Annotated in this window: 18 protein-coding genes; 1 reads left to right on the forward strand and 17 read right to left on the reverse strand. The window is 42.2% G+C overall.

Features of this window, described 5'->3' with window-relative positions; all coding sequences use genetic code 11:
- Positions 1-529 precede the first annotated feature (529 nt).
- The 5 genes from EP737_RS22295 to EP737_RS22315 form a co-directional block, all read right to left on the reverse strand.
- Positions 530-766 carry a YrhC family protein gene (locus EP737_RS22295; protein ID WP_129731131.1) on the reverse strand — a complete coding sequence of 79 codons (237 nt, stop codon included), beginning with the start codon at positions 764-766 and terminating at the stop codon, positions 530-532.
- Between the two features lie 89 nt (positions 767-855).
- On the reverse strand, positions 856-1,989 hold the full coding sequence (locus EP737_RS22300; RefSeq protein WP_129731134.1) for a bifunctional cystathionine gamma-lyase/homocysteine desulfhydrase: 1,134 nt from the start codon (positions 1,987-1,989) through the stop codon (positions 856-858).
- Position 1,990: 1 nt separating this feature from the next.
- A complete protein-coding gene (locus EP737_RS22305) occupies positions 1,991-2,914 on the reverse strand; it encodes a PLP-dependent cysteine synthase family protein (protein WP_129731137.1) in 924 nt (307 codons plus the stop codon).
- A gap of 112 nt (positions 2,915-3,026) precedes the next feature.
- Positions 3,027-3,722, reverse strand: coding sequence for a 5'-methylthioadenosine/S-adenosylhomocysteine nucleosidase (mtnN, locus tag EP737_RS22310; RefSeq protein ID WP_129731140.1), 696 nt, complete (start codon positions 3,720-3,722; stop codon positions 3,027-3,029).
- A gap of 15 nt (positions 3,723-3,737) precedes the next feature.
- Positions 3,738-4,376 carry a class I SAM-dependent DNA methyltransferase gene (locus EP737_RS22315; RefSeq protein ID WP_129731143.1) on the reverse strand — a complete coding sequence of 213 codons (639 nt, stop codon included), beginning with the start codon at positions 4,374-4,376 and terminating at the stop codon, positions 3,738-3,740.
- An 806-nt stretch (positions 4,377-5,182) separates the two neighbouring features.
- Here EP737_RS22315 and EP737_RS22320 point away from each other — a divergent pair.
- Complete coding sequence (locus EP737_RS22320) at positions 5,183-5,398, forward strand: YrzA family protein (RefSeq protein ID WP_129731146.1); 216 nt, start codon at positions 5,183-5,185, stop codon at positions 5,396-5,398.
- Between the two features lie 130 nt (positions 5,399-5,528).
- On the opposite strand, the gene EP737_RS22325 is transcribed toward EP737_RS22320, so the two are convergent.
- The 12 genes from EP737_RS22325 to alaS form a co-directional block, all read right to left on the reverse strand.
- A complete protein-coding gene (locus EP737_RS22325) occupies positions 5,529-6,149 on the reverse strand; it encodes a YrrS family protein (RefSeq protein WP_129731149.1) in 621 nt (206 codons plus the stop codon).
- Between the two features lie 182 nt (positions 6,150-6,331).
- Entirely contained in the window at positions 6,332-8,113 is a 1,782-nt protein-coding gene (locus tag EP737_RS22330) for a peptidoglycan D,D-transpeptidase FtsI family protein (RefSeq protein ID WP_129731152.1), read from the reverse strand.
- Positions 8,114-8,196: 83 nt separating this feature from the next.
- A complete protein-coding gene (greA, locus tag EP737_RS22335) occupies positions 8,197-8,673 on the reverse strand; it encodes a transcription elongation factor GreA (protein ID WP_129731154.1) in 477 nt (158 codons plus the stop codon).
- 398 nt (positions 8,674-9,071) lie between these two features.
- Positions 9,072-9,710 carry a uridine kinase gene (gene udk / locus EP737_RS22340; protein WP_205651001.1) on the reverse strand — a complete coding sequence of 213 codons (639 nt, stop codon included), beginning with the start codon at positions 9,708-9,710 and terminating at the stop codon, positions 9,072-9,074.
- Between the two features lie 33 nt (positions 9,711-9,743).
- Positions 9,744-11,012: a peptidase U32 family protein gene (locus tag EP737_RS22345; protein WP_129731157.1), complete on the reverse strand. Its 1,269-nt coding sequence runs from the start codon at positions 11,010-11,012 to the stop codon at positions 9,744-9,746.
- Positions 11,013-11,098: 86 nt separating this feature from the next.
- Positions 11,099-12,028, reverse strand: a complete 930-nt coding sequence (locus EP737_RS22350) for a peptidase U32 family protein (protein WP_129731160.1) — start codon at positions 12,026-12,028, stop codon at positions 11,099-11,101.
- A 6-nt stretch (positions 12,029-12,034) separates the two neighbouring features.
- Complete coding sequence (locus EP737_RS22355; protein WP_129731163.1) at positions 12,035-12,676, reverse strand: O-methyltransferase; 642 nt, start codon at positions 12,674-12,676, stop codon at positions 12,035-12,037.
- A gap of 145 nt (positions 12,677-12,821) precedes the next feature.
- On the reverse strand, positions 12,822-13,907 hold the full coding sequence (gene mltG / locus EP737_RS22360; RefSeq protein ID WP_129731165.1) for an endolytic transglycosylase MltG: 1,086 nt from the start codon (positions 13,905-13,907) through the stop codon (positions 12,822-12,824).
- Between the two features lie 238 nt (positions 13,908-14,145).
- Positions 14,146-14,433, reverse strand: a complete 288-nt coding sequence (locus EP737_RS22365; protein ID WP_129731209.1) for a DUF1292 domain-containing protein — start codon at positions 14,431-14,433, stop codon at positions 14,146-14,148.
- A gap of 13 nt (positions 14,434-14,446) precedes the next feature.
- Positions 14,447-14,863 (reverse strand): Holliday junction resolvase RuvX, encoded by a 417-nt coding sequence (gene ruvX, locus EP737_RS22370; RefSeq protein ID WP_129731168.1) that lies wholly within the window; start codon positions 14,861-14,863, stop codon positions 14,447-14,449.
- Between the two features lie 2 nt (positions 14,864-14,865).
- The gene (locus tag EP737_RS22375) at positions 14,866-15,132 is read right to left on the reverse strand and encodes an IreB family regulatory phosphoprotein (RefSeq protein ID WP_129731212.1); all 267 of its coding nucleotides are present in this window, start codon (positions 15,130-15,132) and stop codon (positions 14,866-14,868) included.
- 71 nt (positions 15,133-15,203) lie between these two features.
- A complete protein-coding gene (gene alaS / locus EP737_RS22380; RefSeq protein ID WP_129731171.1) occupies positions 15,204-17,846 on the reverse strand; it encodes an alanine--tRNA ligase in 2,643 nt (880 codons plus the stop codon).
- Positions 17,847-17,899: the final 53 nt, after the last annotated feature.

The following is a 17,899-nucleotide window of genomic DNA, read 5'->3' on the forward strand; positions in this document are numbered from 1 at the left end:
TTTTGTGTTTTGTTCAGTTTTCAAAGAACTTGTCCGCCGCTTAAAGGCGACTTTCACACTATATCATTTCGCGCTATTCATGTCAACAATCTTTTTTAATTCATTTCAGATTGTCTTGTTCTTAGCGACGAATATTAATATAACAATTAATCCATTCAAATGCAATAGTTTTTATTATTTTTTTATTTTCGAGAACTGCATAATTCTATCATAATAGAGAAAACTCCCCGATTGGCGAGCCCTACCCTTGAGCGAAGACAGAGCCGTAGCTGCTTATACTGTATTCCTAAAACTTCCGACTACGTCGAATCCACTTCCAGCTAGAAATTTATACTTTCTTAAGTGTGAAAAAAAGCCCCTGAACATGTATTCAGCAGCTCCATTGTGTTACTAAGATTACAGAGGCGTAGTTACCCACTTTATTTCTAAAATTTCTCGCTACGTCGAATTGTCTTCCGGCTAGAAATTTATATTTTCTTAAAGTATTAAAAATCCCCTTAAAACCATTTCTTTGCTTTAAGGGGATATGTTAATTTGTTTGATCCTGTCCTAGCTCCTCAATTCGCTCGCGCAACTTCTTTACACGATAGAAAAAGAAAAATGATGCTCCTAAAAATGCAACAATTGCGCCCATCATTACGTAAAGCTGCAGCATTTGTTTTTCCCCGCTCGGAATTAACAACCCGATCATTAAAATAGTACTAAGCGCCAACAATATCTGGCCAAATCTTGTATAATCAGCAGTCTTTTCTTGCAATTGCTTCATTCTTATCACTCTCCATGGTTTACTGTATCATATCCTGATAATCTAGCAATCAAGTAAATTTCACCATCGGAGAGATAATATAGCATACATCACTGAAGCGCCTGTGTTAAATCTTCAATTAAATCCTCATGATCCTCAATACCAATGGAAATACGAATCAATGTATCCGTAATGCCAAGCTCCTCTCGCCGCTGCACTGGAATAGAAGCGTGTGTCATTTTTGCTGGAACAGAAATTAAACTTTCAACTGCTCCCAGACTTTCCGCCAGTGTAAAATACTTCAGCTTCCTCATCAGCTGCTCTAGCGTGTTCCCGCTGTCTACATCAAATGAAACAATCGCGCCGAAACCTGTTGCTTGCCGTTTCGCTGTTTCATAGTTTGGATGCGTTGGAAGCCCTGGATAATATATATTTTTTACTTTCGGATGACTTTGCAAGAACTCGACAATCGCCCGAGCATTTCTCTCATGCTCCTCCATGCGTATACCAAGCGTTTTCAATCCGCGCATGAGCAGCCAGCTGTCCTGTGCTCCTAATACACCTCCTGTTGCATTTTGGATGAAATGGATGCTCTGCGCCAGCTCCTCCGTATTTACTACAACAACACCGGCTACAACATCACTATGACCGCCAAGATACTTCGTAGCACTGTGTAGGACAATATCTGCACCTAATGAAATAGGAGATTGGAAATAAGAGGTCAGAAATGTATTATCGACAATTGTCAAGAGATCGTGCTCTTGGGCAAGCTTTGCTGCTTCGGCAATATCTGTTACTTTTAAAAGAGGATTCGTGGGGGTCTCGATATAAATCGCTTTCGTATTCGGACGAATAGCCGCCCGTATATCTTCAAGCTTTGTTGTATCTACAAATGTATGCTCCAAACCAAAGCGGTTTAATACTTTAGACATAATGCGGTACGTGCCGCCGTATACATCGTCTGTTAAAATAATATGGTCTCCGTTTGAAAACAGCATCATAACCGCAGTAATAGCTGCCATGCCCGAGCTAAAAGCAAAGCCGGCATGCCCCTCTTCTAAGACGGCCATCAGTTCTTCCAGCGCTGCTCGGGTAGGATTGCCAGTACGGGAATATTCATAGCCCTTATGACTACCGACTCCTTCCTGACGGTACGTGCTCGTTTGATAAATCGGAACGGTAACTGCACCTGTTAACGGGTCGCCAATATGAATACCGTGGATTAACTTCGTTTTTGATCTCACTCTAATCCCACCCTTTATAAATATTCTTGCTTAAATATCGCTCGCTGCTGTCAGGAAAAATGGTCACGATATTTGTTCCAGGCGGAGCTGCCTGCGCTTCCAAAAGACTTGCATGAAAGGCAGCGCCAGAAGAGCTGCCAACTAACAAACCTTCCCGCTTAGCAAGCTCCTTTACCCACCCAAATGCATCCTTATCAAGCACCGTATGAATTCCATCAAAATAAGAAGGATCCATAAAGCTTGGTAAGAATTCCATACCGATTCCTTCTGTTTCATGAGGTCCTGGCGCCCCTCCATTTAAAATAGAGCCTTCTGGTTCAACAATAACTGTTTTTATATTTGGATTTTGTTCCTTTAAGTAACGAGCTGTTCCCATAAATGTTCCACCCGTTCCAGCTCCCGCCACAAATACGTCAATATGTCCGTTCAAGTCTTCCCAAAGCTCGGGTCCAAGCGTTTTATAGTAGGTATATGGATTTGTTTCATTAGCAAATTGCTGCGGGCAATAGGCATTCGGAATGTCTTGCAGCAGCTCCTTTGCCTTTGCAATTGCACCCTTCATCCCCTGCTCTGTTGGCGTGTTAATCACAGTAGCGCCGAGCGCCCTCATCAGCTCCTGCTTCTCCACGCTGAATTTTTGCGGTACACAAAGAATGATACGTAAATCGTGCTGTAAAGCAGCAAGGGCCAAACCTATCCCCGTATTCCCCGCCGTTGGCTCAATAATAGTTCCGCCGGAGCGGACAAAGCCTTTTTGCAAAGCAGTCTCTACCAGTTCCTTTCCAAGCCGGTCTTTAATGCTCCCGCCAGGATTGAAAAATTCAAGCTTTGCAAACAAGCGAACACCTTCTGGAAGTACAAAATGTTGAATTTCCAGAAGCGGAGTGTGGCCGATCAGGTTATAAATTCCGCTATAAACCTTCATAATGAACCCCTCCCTCACCCGTGATTTTCTCAGGATGCTATGCATTTTGTCCCTTCAAACAAAAAGACAACTGCTTCTCCTTATATTTCGGTGGCAGTTGTCTCTTTATAAATTACTCCAGCTCTTGCAGCATATTTATGATAAAGTTTGTTGAATGAAGGGCCGCTTGATCTAAAAATTGATCAAACGAAATATTAGATTCTTTCCCTGCGATATCAGAAAGCGCACGAATGATGACAAATGGCACACTGTATTGATAACACACCTGCGCTACAGCTGCCGCCTCCATTTCTACCGCATATAAATCATTGAACTTGCTGCGAACGAAATCGACACGCTGCGGATCGTTCATAAAAGAATCTCCTGTTGCGATTGTGCCTTTCACAACTTGAACACCATCGTTGGACCTCATGCATCGCTCAGCTAACGCTACAAGTGCATCATCAGCCTGAAACGCAGCTGGCATGCCTGGCACTTGACCATATTCATAGTTAAATACTGTAACATCGACATCATGATGACGAACTTCGGTGGAAATTACGACATCCCCTACATTTAATGTATGATGAAAACCTCCAGCCGAGCCTGTATTAATTACTTTTTCTGGTCTGTAGCGTTCCAATAGAATGGTCGTTGACATAGCTGCGTTTACTTTCCCGATCCCGGATTTTAATAGGATAACCTCATGACCTGACAATGCTCCTATTGTAAATTCACAGCCAGCGACCGTTTCTGTTCTTTTCTGTTCAAGCTTTTCGCGCAAAATGCGCACTTCTTCTTCCATTGCACCGATTACAGCAATTTTCAAGTGTATCCCTCTTTCTTAGTTCTTCACGGCCTCCATCACCCAAACATAATGATTGTAACGAGTGAACGTAACAGAAAAGCCGTTATTTTCAAACAGTGTCCTCATGATCGGAAGAAGCGTGTAGTATTCGGTCTGCAAATCATGTACTAATTGATGATGGCCACGCTCAATTGCGGCTTGTACAGTTCCGTTATACGCCTCTTGATCTAGAAAGATTGTATCAGCGAATACTATTTTATCACCTTTCTTTAACAATTCACTATATTTCTGAAGCGCCTTGTTTTTTTCACCGTCTGTTAAATGATGAAAAGCGTAGGTGCTAACAATAGTATTGATATGGTCAGGAACAGTAAAATTCAGAAAATCCCCTTCCATTATCTTTGCTTTTCCAAGAAGCTTTTGCTCTGCAATTTTTCTCATTTCATGAGAGGGCTCGATACCGTAAACAATATGGCCTTCCTGCAGCAATTGCTCCGTTAGATTACCCGTTCCCACACCAAATTCCAATACAGTACCAATTGCTTTTCGGGCAACCGTTTTTAATATTTCATCATAATTCATAAATGCCTCTTTATACTGCTCATCTTCACCAGCTACAAACGTATCATACGTATATGCCCATGCATCAAACAGCTTATTAAATTCTGTACCCATGTCAATTCCGCCTTTTTTTATAGGTTTTATCAACATTATATGTTGGGTATTTAGAATTGCTAAAGAAAACTCGCCGATTGGCGAGCCCTGCTCTTGGGCGAAGACAGAGACGTAGTTGCCCTTATACTGTATTCCTAAAATTCCCCACTACGTCGAATGAACTTCCAGCTGGGAATTTATACTTTCTTACAGTGTAAAGAAAACTCGCCGATTGGCGAGCCCTGCTCTTGGGCGAAGACAGAGACGTAGTTGCCCTTATACTGTATTCCTAAAATTCCCCACTACGTCGAATGAACTTCCAGCTGGGAATTTATACTTTCTTACAGTGTAAAGAAAACTCGCCGATTGGCGAGCCCTGCTCTTGGGCGAAGACAGAGACGTAGTTGCCCTTATACTGTATTCCTAAAATTCCCCACTACGTCGAATGAACTTCCAGCTGGGAATTTATACTTTCTTACAGTGTAAAGAAAACTCGCCGATTGGCGAGCCCTGCTCTTGGGCGAAGACAGAGACGTAGTTGCCCTTATACTGTATTCCTAAAATTCCCCACTACGTCGAATGAACTTCCAGCTGGGAATTTATACTTTCTTACAGTGTAAAGAAAACTCGCCGATTGGCGGGCTGTTAGGTGAAGACAGAAGAGTAGTTGCACTTACACTTTATCCTTAGAACTTCCTACTACATCGAATTCACTCCAAGCTGGAAATTGATATTTTCTTAAAGTGTAGAGAAAAGAAAGCGATGATAGAATTCTTACATAGTGTTTGCTACAATAACAAATATAATTAAGGAAAGAGGAGCAGAGCATGGCATTTTCTTTTGAAATGATTGAAGATAAAATTGAATTTTTTGAGGCTGCGTCTTTATCAGTCTTAGAAAAGAAAATTAATGAACAAATCGATCATAATAAGGCGCTTTTACTTGAGGTGAGCAGCGTATCCCATCAGATGTGTTTTGATCCAGACAACAAAAAGCCCTATTACAGCGCTGTTGTTCATTTTAAACTAAAGAAAACTCGCTGATTGCCGAGTCGTAGTTGCACTTTATACTGTATTCCTAAAATTTCTGACTACGTCGAATTCATTTCTGGCTGGAAATTTATCCTTTCCTACAGTTTGAAAAAAAGAAGGACGCTTCTAAAGCGCCCTTCTCTTATTTCATCAACTGCACAAGCGTTGGCTTCCATCCTTCATTGTCTACCCATTCAATGTACACTTTATATTTTTGCTTTGTAGCTTTAGCGGTCACTGTTCCTACTGCCTTGTTTGAACCATTATTGCCTAGATACCAAATAGTCAATGTGTCAGCTGGCACTTGAATCGCATAAGAAATCGCTTGAGTCATTTCCTTCCAATCCTGTGTGCTATCATCAAATTGCGTTGTATGCGGTCCGCTTTGTGATGTGCCGATAGCCTGCCATGAAGGATTTGTGTAAGCCTCCTGTACAGCTGGGTCAGTCTGATCTTCCACCGCTACTTTTGTATCTTCTGTCGGCTGAGTAGATGCTTCCTCTTCCTTCGCCGAATCCTTATCATCCTCTTTTACCACAAGTTGACCAGTGTCTTCTTTTTTCTTCTGCGCAGCTGATGTTGTCTTCGTTTCTTTTGTCTTCGTTTCCTTCGTCGCCGTTTGTTCAGGCGAAGACGTAAACAGCTGGTACGCAACTGTTACAGCCGTGAGCAGGACGATTCCAAGAAGAATATTTAACAGGAGACCTTTCCTGCGTCTTCCTTGCTTTGTCTGGAATCGTGAGTTGTTTGGAATTTGTGACATACTTTAACCTGGTTCACAAAATTTACCAAAGGTTACAATTCTGCAGTGAACTTTTAACCCGCTTTTTGGTAATTTAATGCAACCAGTTTTCACCTCCATCAATCATGTTTCCGCATGCCTTTTATTGTAACATCAAATAGGTGACGAGGAAAAGGAGAAGTTATATTCATCATTTATTCAAACTATTGTGTTTTTAAACCAACGTTTCTCTCCCATGCAGCGATTGCACGTACATAATCTGCAAATACAGCGCTTGTCGAGTTCATTGGTGAATGTGTTTCTATATCTACAACGGCGAGCGCATAACGTGGATGATCTGCTGGAAAGTAGCCGGCAAACCAGCGATTTACACTATCGCCTTTGCCTGTCTGAGCAGTTCCTGACTTACCTGCGACCGTAAGCGGCAATGATTGATAGATGGCACCTGTTCCTTTTGGATCGCTTACAACATAGCACAGCAGCTGTTGCAGCTCCCGAATCGTCTCTGCCCGTAAAGTCTCTCCTTCTTGCTCATGCTCAGGAAATCGGTAAAGCTTCGCACCGTTTTTATACTGAATCTCCTGGACAGCCTTGACCTCAAGCTTCTTGCCGCCTCGAGCAATTGTCGCCATCATATTGGCGACCGCAAGAGGTGATAACCGTACATCCTTTTGACCAATTGCAGTTTGCGCGATCGCTTTGCTCACTGTTTTATCTGCTTCATCCCTCCAAATCGTTCCTTCCTGCTCCTCTGGAAGCTGGCGAAACCCTTGAAAATGAAATACATCCCCCATCCATCCAACCGTTTTTTCTAATCCAAGCATACTTGCATAGTTCTCTATCGCATCCTTATCCTGCTGCTGCAGCTCTTGTGCTAGATCCGCAAATGTTCGATTACAGCTGCGTGCAAAGCTTTCTTCAAAGGAAAGCTGCCCCATCGGCCGATCAGCCACCCCGACTCCGTATGGATTTCGGTTGCAATCAAACATGCGGTCCTGTTCTACAATTCCTTTATCAATAGCAGCAGCTGCAATTACTGTTTTAAAAACAGATCCAGGAAATTGTGGAGTCAGCATATAATTGACTGCACCTTGCTGATATGCCGCAGGATTGTCTGTGCTCAATGACGGCTTGCTTACCATCGCAAGAATCTCGTTTGTTGCCACATCTAACAGCACAAGCCCCCCTTTTTGAATTCCATGCTGTGCAACAATCTCTTCCGCCTCTTGCTGCAGTTCCTTCGCAATGGTCGTCTTGATCACAACCGGATAAAACGGATTTGCGGGGTATGTATACTTCACATGCTTTCCGAAAATTGGTTCACCCTGCCGATCCACATGATACAATAGCTTCGCTTCACCGTCAGTAAGCAAAAACTCATCAAAGGCTTGCTGTAAACCAGAAACGCCAATGAGTGTATTAGAAGATATTTTTCCTTGCTGCAGCAGCTCCCCATATCTCTTTTTTATCTCTGTTTCATTTTGACCTGTCAGTCCAAGCAAATGCTCTGCAAGCGGATGGTCTCCTTTGATTCTTGTATTCGCTGCTACTACCCCAGGAATCCCAAGTGCATTAATATCCTTCATTTGTTGTTTGGTAAGACGCACTGCTATCCCTTCTGCTTGAAAGATCACTGGGTTGTTAGAATCTTTTATTTGGCGCAGCAGCTCCTGCCCTGATACACCTAATACACGTGCCACCTTTTGGACAGGCCAATCGATTCGTTTTAAAAACGGAAATAAAATTAAACCCGGATGATAATCATCTGTAAGTGTCTTTCCATCACGATCTGAAAAACGGCCCCGTCCATCATCAAGAACAAGTGCATGCGTACGCTGTTCTACGCTTTTTTCCAATAGGTTCACATGTCTGCCTGAAAAGGATTCTGTGGAGACAATCTGAATTTGAGCAAGCCGTCCAATAAGAATGAGAAAGATGCCTATGAAAAAGATAAGGATTCCCATCAATCGGTTTTTCCATTTCATACAAAAAACACCTCATCTTAGTGTAGACGAGGTGTTTTTCATTTCATACATGTGTAATAACTATGTTTTGTAAATGTTATTTCTTATTTGATAGATACGATTCTTACACGCATGTCTCCGCCTGGTGTTTGCACTGCTACTTCATCTCCAACCTGCTTGCCGATCAGATTTCTTGCGATTGGAGAATCATTAGAAATTTTACCTTCAAACGGGTCTGCTTCCGCGCTTCCAACAATCGTATACGTTTCTTCGTCACCATCTGGAAGCTCAACAAACGTAACAGATTTTCCAAGCGAAACCGTTGAGGAATTTTCCATATTTTCTTCAATAATAACCGCATTGCGGATCATATTTTCTAATTGTGTAACGCGTCCTTCAACGAATGCTTGCTCGTCCTTTGCAGCATCGTATTCAGAGTTCTCGGATAAGTCTCCAAAGCTGCGCGCAATTTTAATACGCTCTACAACTTCTTTACGTCTTACCGTTTTTAAATACTCTAATTCTTGCTCAAGCTTTTCTTTTCCAGCTTGCGTCATTGGATATGTTTTTTCTACTGCCATCAGTTCCACTCCTTTTTCTATCTGCACAATCCCCCGCCAAGAGGAGTTTTACATATAAATATGCCCTCACCTGACACCAGATGAGGATGCATGTTCCATTGTATTCGATACACAAGGAAAAAATCCCTTCTCATCGAACATCTTTTTCGAGCGTTCCTTTACGAAGGAGCATCTTCGAACATGCGGCTGCCAACATGCACAGAGATGTATAGCAACAAAGAGAAACGCTTGAAAACAATCCTTTTAAAGGATATGAGTACTTTTCAAGTATTATCTAGCTTACACAGTCTGTTGTCTTCTATAATCCCTCACTATAAAAGACGAGAAGCTTCTTTTACCGTCAGAAACACTTTCCTATAAAAGCAAAAAATTAACCTGCGTCCGCTTTTCTTATCCTATTACAAAATAACTTTTTCTTCAAGAATGGTTGCAATTTTTGTAACCATTAAATCAATTGCAACATGGTTTTGGCCACCCTCAGGTACAATAATATCGGCATATCGCTTCGATGGCTCAATAAATTGGTTATGCATAGGACGAACAACATTAACGTATTGTTCAATGACAGATTCCATTGTACGTCCGCGTTCTTGGATATCACGCTGCATGCGGCGCAATACACGAATATCCGCGTCTGTATCCACAAACAGCTTAATATCCATTAAATCACGAAGACGCTTGTCTTCTAATACAAGAATGCCTTCTAGAATAATGACATCCTTTGGCTCTACTAGCACCGTCTCATTGGATCTAGTATGCATTTTGTAGTCGTATACAGGCTTTTCAATTGGCTCGTATCGCTGCAAGTGCTTAATATGTTCCATGAGCAAATCATTATCAAATGCGAGCGGATGATCATAATTGGTTCGCAGCCGTTCCTCAAACGGCAAATGACTTTGGTCTTTATAGTAATAATCCTGCTCCAGCATCAGGATAGAATGACCGCGAAAAGAGTCAAAAATCGATTTGGTTACACTCGTTTTACCCGAACCTGAACCGCCCGCAATACCGATAACAATCGGCTTTTTCTTCAGCATAGTATGACCTCTTTCTTCATTGAAGTATGCAACTTATGATTGAAGCATATTCTTTCTCATCATGTTGTAAGGATATACTTGCTTATCTACACGTATTTTCACAATTTGAAGAGGGTGACGCGCTGCATCAAGCTCATTTCCGTCTTCATCCCAAATTTTTTCAACAACTTGTGTGAAATTCTCAATTTCCGGACCGAAGAATTCAACCGTTTGCCCCGGTTTAAAATGATTGCGCTGCTGAATTGTCGCAATATTTGTTTCTTCATTGTAGTCGAGTACCATTCCCACAAAATCATATGTTGTTTTTTTACTATGATTTCCATACATTTGTTCTTGATACCCCGGAACTCCTTCAAAGAATGAAGAGGCAGTCTCACGGTTTGCACACTTATCTAATTCCTCAATCCATTCTTGTTTAAATTCAAAGTTCTCTGGATCTGCACAATAAGCGTCAATCACCTTTCGATACACAGTTACAACCGTTGCAACATAGTGAATAGACTTCATTCGCCCTTCAATCTTTAAGCTATCAATGCCCAGCTCAATTAGTTTTGGAATGCTTGTAATTAAATTTAAATCTTTCGGACTCATTGCAAATGGCGCATCACCTTGTTCGAACAGCGGCACCTCTGCTTCTTCTACTTGTATTAAATCATAGTCCCAACGGCAAGACTGACAGCAGCCGCCGCGGTTTGAATCGCGCGCTGTCATATGGTTGCTCAGCGTACAGCGTCCGGAGTATGCAATACACATCGCACCATGAATGAATGTTTCAATTTCAATATCTACCTTTTCTTTCATTTCCCGAATTTCCTCAGCGCTCGTTTCACGCGCTAGTACGACACGGTGCAAGCCTTCTTCCTTCCAGTATTGCACGGCTTTCCAGTTGGATAAGGATTGCTGTGTACTCAAATGAATTTCTAAAGATGGCGCAACCTGCTTACACGTTTCAATAATGAGCGGATCAGCCACGATAATACCGGTTACACCAGCTTTTTCAATGCCCTGCAAATACTCCTCAAGACCATCCACATTTTCATTATGCGCAAAAATATTTGTCGTTACATATATCTTTGCACCATACTTGTTCGCAAACGCTACACCTTCTGCCATCTCCTCAAGCGTAAAGTTATCAGCATTTGAACGAAGACCAAACTCCTGTCCGCCGATAAATACAGCATCCGCTCCATAATGTATGGCAATCTTAAGCTTTTCTAAATTCCCAGCTGGCGCCAAAAGCTCCGGTTTTTTTACAATTACACGTTTTCCATCTATTACACGAGAAATCTCTGGTATTGCCACAATGATTTACCCCCTTTTAATACATAAAAAAATTGATAGGTCTTCCAAAAGTATATAGCCTCTTTATAAACAAAATCAGTCTTTGCTTAGTACACTGTTTCCTTATAGAAGAATCCTGTGTCAAGCGGACGGTTAGCTGGCTGAATCGTCTCGATTTCGCGATAGAGCTCGTCCTTTATTTCATAATATGCATCACGGTCTTCTACACATAAATCAATTGCTTTACGATATTTTTTCGTTACTTCCACGATATAATCTGCGCTCTTTAACACACCGTCGATTTTAAAAGAATCAATGCCTGCATCAATCATTTCCTCAAGCTCATCAATGATACAAATATCATTTGGGCTCATAATATGCGTGCCGTTCACATCTTCAAAAATTGGGTACTTATTGTTGCGCTCTTTATCATGCAGCAGCATGTTTGGTTCATACTTTTTCTTCTCAATTTCCATTTCGCGTCCTTGATACTCAAAGTAGTTTCCAATTAAAGAACGCTTAGATTGAAACATTGCCGTCATGCCATGCACCTGTACCTCGATTTCAACCTCGGCCTTTTCCTTTGTTTCAATCACTGCATCCATACTCAGCTCACGTGCAAGTACTGCGCGCTGTGCACCTTTTCGACCCCAGTAGTTGCATGTAAACCAGTTTGTCGCTGTTGTTTCTGTATTCCAATGAAGTCTCATCCCAGGAGCAGCCTCACGTACCGCCATAAGTACAGCTGGGTCACCGAAAACAATTGCGTCCGCTCCCGCATCCTTTAGAAATGACGCATAATCCGCCAGCTCGTCTACCTGTTCGTTATGGAATAATGCATTCATAGCTACATATACCTTCATATTGTGTGCATGTGCAATCCCGATGGCATTTTTAACGTCCTCACGAGAAAATTCTCCTGCTAAACGAAGACCAAATTTTTGCTCTCCAATTATAATTGCATCGGCTCCTGCTTGTGCCAGCTTCTCTATATCATCGACCTTTGTCGGTGTTACTAACAATTCAGGTTTTTTCAAAATCGTTCACCCCTTCTTTTTACTAACCGCTACCCCGTCTCCAATTGGAAAAATAACTGTATCATATGCATGATGTGCCATTAACCATTCATTATAGGTTTTTATTTTCTTCACTAAACTGCGAATGCGCTTATTTTCAATATTTTCTTCCGCAACGAGACCGCGGAACAGAACATTGTCTGTAATAATAACGCCTTTTTCATTCAAAAGTGGCTCATACAGCTCAAAAAAACGTTGATATTGTCCCTTTGCTGCATCGATAAAAATTACATCAAAAGTCCCATGCTTTTGCACCTCGTCAAATACTTCGAGCGCATCTCCGTACAAAAGAGAAATTCGTTCACTTACACTTGATTGTTGGATATAAGAAACAGCCTTCTCATATCGATCACGATCCCGTTCAATTGTTACAACGTGGACACCATCAACAGCACTTGCCATCCGAATGCCTGAATAACCAATGGCTGCGCCGATTTCCAAAATGTCCTTCGGCTGAATGAGACGAAGCATTTGCAGCATAAACTCCATACCTAAGCGGTCCATGATTGGTACCCCATGCTCGCTTGCATACTGCTCCATATTTACCAGAAGCTCATCCTCTTGCTTCACAAAGGAGAGCAAATATTGTTGTACTGCAGTTTGTTCCATATTTAAAGCCTCCTTAGAGTAAAGAAAAGCAGTTGCTTTTCGCTACAGGCTTACAAGACTATATACCGTCAGTTTTGAACCCGATACATTTTAACATAAAAAAGAGGGAGATGCGAATATTTCACCTAGCATCTCCTTGGAAGTATTAGGATTGCTGCCCTGTAATGTATTTCTCTTTCAGTGCATTATGTTCTTCCAATGTTTTTGAAAAGAATACCTCACCGCTCGGCGCAGCAAGAAAATAGAAAAAGTCTGTTTGCGCTGGCTCAAGTGCAGCTTGTAGGGAGGGTTCGCCTGCATTGGCGATAGGGCCAATCGGAAGACCCTTTATTATATACGTATTATATGGTGAATCTACCTGTAAATCTGCATATAAGACTCGGTCCTTGTGCTTTCCTAACGCATACAACACTGTCGGATCCGTTTGCAGCGGCATATTAGCCTGTATCCGATTATAAAATACACTCGCTATTTTTTGCCGATCTGTAAGCGCAGTTGCTTCCTCTTCAATTAAAGATCCCATGGTTAACAATTGGTGCACATCTAGTCCCCGCTGCTTCATAAGCTCTTCATTTCGTACAATAAACGTATTTGTTTTTTCCAGCATCGGATCAATAATCTGCTGCAGGGTGTATGCCTTTTCATGATAGGAATAAGTTGCTGGAAATAAATAGCCCTCAAGAGGGTATCTAATGCCCGCTTGCATCATTTTATCCGTTAACAGCTTCGGATACTTTGTTTGAATTTGCTGTAAAAATCCTTTGTCATTAAATTGCCGCAGCACTTCGTCTTTATTAAGCTTAAACTCTGCTGCAATGCTATCAGCAATCTCCGTCAGCTGCATTCCTTCTTTAATCACTAGCTTATAACGAACGGGGTGATATACCCTTCCTTCAGCCAATTGCTCTGCCACTTCACGCGCACTCATAGACGGACTTAATAAATATGTACCTGCCTGCAACCCTTTTCGATAGTTTGCCTTTACATAATATTGAAAGATACTTCCGTCCTTAATAATCCCTTGCTTCTCTAGCAATTGTCCAATACCGATCGTTGATGTTCCCTTCGGAATAGTAACCTCTTTTTTTACTTTGCTAGCTGCCTGCACTGGCTGTAATGCTGAGACAACGTAAGCTGCTCCCAAGCCGCCTAAAAGAAGAAAAAGTAATATAACAGCTGCAATATTTCTTCGTCTCTTCTTTATCCGCCTTTGTTCGTTCCAATTTATCATACAAACGGAAGGCTCCTTTCTTTCATAATCTGTACAATTATACTATAAACACCTGACAAATTTCGATATGTTTTGCTAAGGAGAGCGATAAAGAGAACGCGGATCAACAGCGAATCCCTCTAAAATATCCTTTTTTGGTTACCTAAGCAGCATCTTGCTCAGTATCGAAGACCGATCGTCTTTTTATTTTCTAAATGAATATAAAAAGCAGACTGCTTTATGCAGCCTGCTTATAGTTTTATTCTTCGCTTTCTTCTTCATCCATAAACGTATTAAATACTTCTTGAACCATGTCCCACTCTGCTTCGGATTCAATTGGAAACAACTGGCCGCCGCCTTCTTCGTCCTCTTTTTCCTGATAAATCATTGCATCGAAAACCGGCTCTCCATCTTCATCATATTCACCGATAAGGCTGAACACAACATATGACTTGTTTCCGAATTCCTGTGCATCGAATGTAAACTCAACATTACATAAAATCTCGTTGCCATCCTCGTCCACAATTGTAATTTGATTTTCTTCCATCATTTCTTCACTCCTATTGTTTGCTGTCCAGGTAGCCCTGTAAAATAACAACCGCTGCCATTTTATCAATTACCTGTTTTCTTTTTTTGCGGCTTACGTCCGCTGAGATGAGAAGACGCTCAGCCGCCATTGTAGAAAGACGCTCATCCCACATAATAACCTCGATACCAAACAATTCGCGAAGCTGCTCGGCATATTGCTGACACGCTTCCCCGCGCGGACCAATCGTACCATTCATATTTTTTGGTAATCCCACTACTATTGTGTCCACATTATATTGTTTTACTAACTCCTGGATACGCTCAAATCCAAATTTATTTCGCTCTTCATTAATTCGAACTGTTTCAATTCCTTGCGCTGTCCAGCCCATCTCGTCGCTTAATGCGACACCGACGGTTTTCGTTCCAACATCTAAACCCAGTATGCGCATGCTTAATCCTCACGATGCTGCTTCAAATAAGATTTTACCAATTCTTCAATAAGCTCATCTCTTTCAAGCTTTCGAATGATGCTGCGGGCATCCTTATGGCGAGGTATGTATGCAGGATCTCCGCTTAATAAATACCCAACGATTTGATTAATCGGATTATATCCCTTTTCTTGAAGTGCATCATAAACGGTTAACAATACATCTGTTACTTGGACGCTTTGCGTTTCCTCTTGGAAGGTAAATTTCATTGTTTTGTCGAACGAGTCCATACCAAGCACCTCACTTTGATAGAATAGGGAGAAGGCCTGTCTTCTCCCTATCATTGTACACTACCGAACGATTATTTTGAAACAGATTTGATATATGCTTCGGCACCTAATAACGCAGTATCAACTTGCTCTGGATTTTTCCCGCCTGCCTGCGCCATATCAGGACGACCGCCGCCACCGCCGCCGCATCGCGTTGCAGCTTCCTTGACAAGCTGACCAGCATGGTATCCTTTTTGTACTAAATCCTTCGTTACACCTGCTAACAGATTCACTTTTCCATCGTTGACAGAAGCGAGTAAAATAACCGCAGAACCGAGTTTGTTCTTTAAGTCATCGACCATTGTACGCAAATTATTCATATCTGTCGCGTTCACTTTGCTGATTAGCACATTTACACCGGCGATTTCACGCACTTGATCCGTTAAATTACCAGCTTCAATATTGCTTAATTTCGCCGCAAGCGATTCGTTTTCCTTTTGTGCTTGCTTAAGCTCTGCAAATAATCCCTCAACACGGGCTAAAATGTCCTTTGGATTTGCTTTTAGCTTACCAGCTGCTTCTTTTAAGAGACCTACTTGATTATTCATTAACTCATAAGCAGACTTGCCTGTTACCGCTTCAATCCGGCGTGTACCCGCTCCGATGCCAGACTCGGAGACAATTTTGAAAATGCCGATGCTGGCTGTATTGTCAACATGGCAGCCGCCGCAAAGCTCTAGGCTGTAATCCCCAACGCGAACAACACGAACAACGTCTCCGTATTTCTCACCAAAGAGTGCCATCGCGCCCATTGCCTTTGCCTCATCAAGTGACTTTTGAGAAATTTCTACAGAGATGCTATCCCAAATTTTCTCATTTACAATGCGCTCAATCCGCTCAAGTTCCTCTGGCTGCACTTGTCCAAAATGTGAGAAGTCAAAACGAAGACGCTCTGCCGTCACAAGAGATCCCGCCTGGTTGACGTGCAATCCTAAAACATCCTTTAACGCCTGATGCAGTAAGTGTGTTGCAGTATGATTTTTAATAACGCGTGCGCGATTTGCTTGGTCAATTATGGCTCGGACTTGTGCATTTGCTGCTAAAGTGCCTTCCTCCACAACAATCTTATGAAGGCTTTGACCATTTGGAGCTTTTTGCACATCTTTCACGAAAGCCTTCACGCCGCCAGCTGTTAAATAGCCGTGGTCGGCAATTTGACCGCCGCTCTCTGCGTAAAACGGAGTAATGTCCAGCACAACCTGTGCTTCTTCACCTGCTTGTACCTCATCGACAAATTGTCCATTTTGAACGAGAGCAATTACCCTGCTGTTTGTCTCAAAATCACCATAGCCAACAAAAGAGCTTGGTGTTTTTAGCTCTCCTAATACGCCGCCTTGTACCTGCATGGAATCCACATCTTGACGAGCTGCTCGCGCACGTTCACGCTGCTTCTCCATTTCTACTTCAAAACCGTCATGATCAACCGTCATGTTTGCTTCTTCTGCATACTCTTCTGTTAATTCGATTGGGAAACCATACGTATCATACAGACGGAACGCATCCTCACCTGCAATTACATCGCTTCCTGCCGCTTTTGCTTTCGCGATCACATCAGCAAGAATGGATTCTCCTTCATGCAGCGTTTCATGGAAACGCTCTTCCTCATTCTTAATTACACGTTGAATAAATTCTGTTTTCGCTTTTACTTCCGGATAGAAATCCTGCATAATTTCCGCCACTGTTGGTACAAGCTCGTACATGAAAGGACGGTTCACATTCAATTTCTTCGCGTAGCGCACCGCGCGGCGAAGTAAACGGCGAAGCACATAGCCGCGGCCCTCGTTAGAAGGAAGTGCGCCATCTCCAACTGCAAAGGCTACCGTACGGATATGATCCGCGATTACTTTAAACGCCGTATCCTTTTCTAAGTCGCCCCCGCGATACTTTTCTCCTGAAATTGCCTCTGTTGCTTCAATAATTGGCATGAATAGATCTGTATCAAAGTTCGTCGGCACATCCTGCACAACAGATACCATCCGCTCTAAGCCCATGCCTGTATCAATATTTTTCTTCGGAAGCGGCGTATATGTACCATCTGGATTATGATTGAACTGGGAGAATACAAGATTCCATACCTCAAGATAACGCTCATTCTCTCCACCTGGATACAGCTCTGGATCTTCTGGATCATTGCCGTATGCTTCTCCACGGTCATAGAAAATTTCTGTATTCGGTCCGCTTGGCCCCTCGCCAATATCCCAGAAGTTTCCTTCTAAACGCACAATACGCTCAGCTGGAACACCAATTTTTTCATTCCAAAGCTGGAATGCTTCCTCATCTTCCGGATGAATTGTAACGGAAAGACGCTCCGGATCAAAGCCGATCCATTTCTCGCTCGTTAAAAACTCCCATGCCCACGTGATTGCTTCTTCTTTGAAGTAGTCGCCAATGGAGAAGTTTCCAAGCATTTCAAAAAATGTATGGTGGCGAGCTGTTTTCCCAACGTTTTCAATATCGTTCGTACGAATTGATTTTTGTGCGTTCGTAATCCGCGGATTTGCTGGAATTACGCGTCCATCGAAATATTTCTTTAGTGTAGCAACACCGCTGTTAATCCATAGCAATGACGGATCATCATGCGGAACTAAGGATGCACTCGGTTCAATAGCGTGCCCTTTTTCTTGGAAAAAGTCCAAATACATTTGGCGAATTTCTGAGCCTTTCAATTTTTTCATTACGATATCCTCCTTTTATCAAAACAAACAAAAAACTCCCGTCCCCTGTTGCA

Origin of the sequence: Ectobacillus funiculus, assembly GCF_004138295.1 — a bacterium.
GTDB classification, from domain to species: Bacteria; Bacillota; Bacilli; order Bacillales; family Bacillaceae_G; genus Ectobacillus; species Ectobacillus funiculus.

Excerpts from the sequence above, each read along its gene's own strand:
- EP737_RS22330 (WP_129731152.1), bottom strand. The coding sequence starts at position 8,113 with ATGAAATGGAAAAACCGATTGATGGGAATCCTTATCTTTTTCATAGGC.
- ruvX (WP_129731168.1), bottom strand. The coding sequence starts at position 14,863 with ATGCGCATACTGGGTTTAGATGTTGGAACGAAAACCGTCGGTGTCGCA.
- EP737_RS22320 (WP_129731146.1), top strand. The coding sequence starts at position 5,183 with ATGGCATTTTCTTTTGAAATGATTGAAGATAAAATTGAATTTTTTGAG.
- EP737_RS22325 (WP_129731149.1), bottom strand. The coding sequence starts at position 6,149 with ATGTCACAAATTCCAAACAACTCACGATTCCAGACAAAGCAAGGAAGA.
- EP737_RS22375 (WP_129731212.1), bottom strand. The coding sequence starts at position 15,132 with ATGGACTCGTTCGACAAAACAATGAAATTTACCTTCCAAGAGGAAACG.
- EP737_RS22365 (WP_129731209.1), bottom strand. The coding sequence starts at position 14,433 with ATGGAAGAAAATCAAATTACAATTGTGGACGAGGATGGCAACGAGATT.
- EP737_RS22295 (WP_129731131.1), bottom strand. The coding sequence starts at position 766 with ATGAAGCAATTGCAAGAAAAGACTGCTGATTATACAAGATTTGGCCAG.
- EP737_RS22355 (WP_129731163.1), bottom strand. The coding sequence starts at position 12,676 with ATGGAACAAACTGCAGTACAACAATATTTGCTCTCCTTTGTGAAGCAA.
- EP737_RS22305 (WP_129731137.1), bottom strand. The coding sequence starts at position 2,914 with ATGAAGGTTTATAGCGGAATTTATAACCTGATCGGCCACACTCCGCTT.
- alaS (WP_129731171.1), bottom strand. The coding sequence starts at position 17,846 with ATGAAAAAATTGAAAGGCTCAGAAATTCGCCAAATGTATTTGGACTTT.
- EP737_RS22315 (WP_129731143.1), bottom strand. The coding sequence starts at position 4,376 with ATGGGTACAGAATTTAATAAGCTGTTTGATGCATGGGCATATACGTAT.
- udk (WP_205651001.1), bottom strand. The coding sequence starts at position 9,710 with ATGCTGAAGAAAAAGCCGATTGTTATCGGTATTGCGGGCGGTTCAGGT.
- greA (WP_129731154.1), bottom strand. The coding sequence starts at position 8,673 with ATGGCAGTAGAAAAAACATATCCAATGACGCAAGCTGGAAAAGAAAAG.
- mltG (WP_129731165.1), bottom strand. The coding sequence starts at position 13,907 with ATGATAAATTGGAACGAACAAAGGCGGATAAAGAAGAGACGAAGAAAT.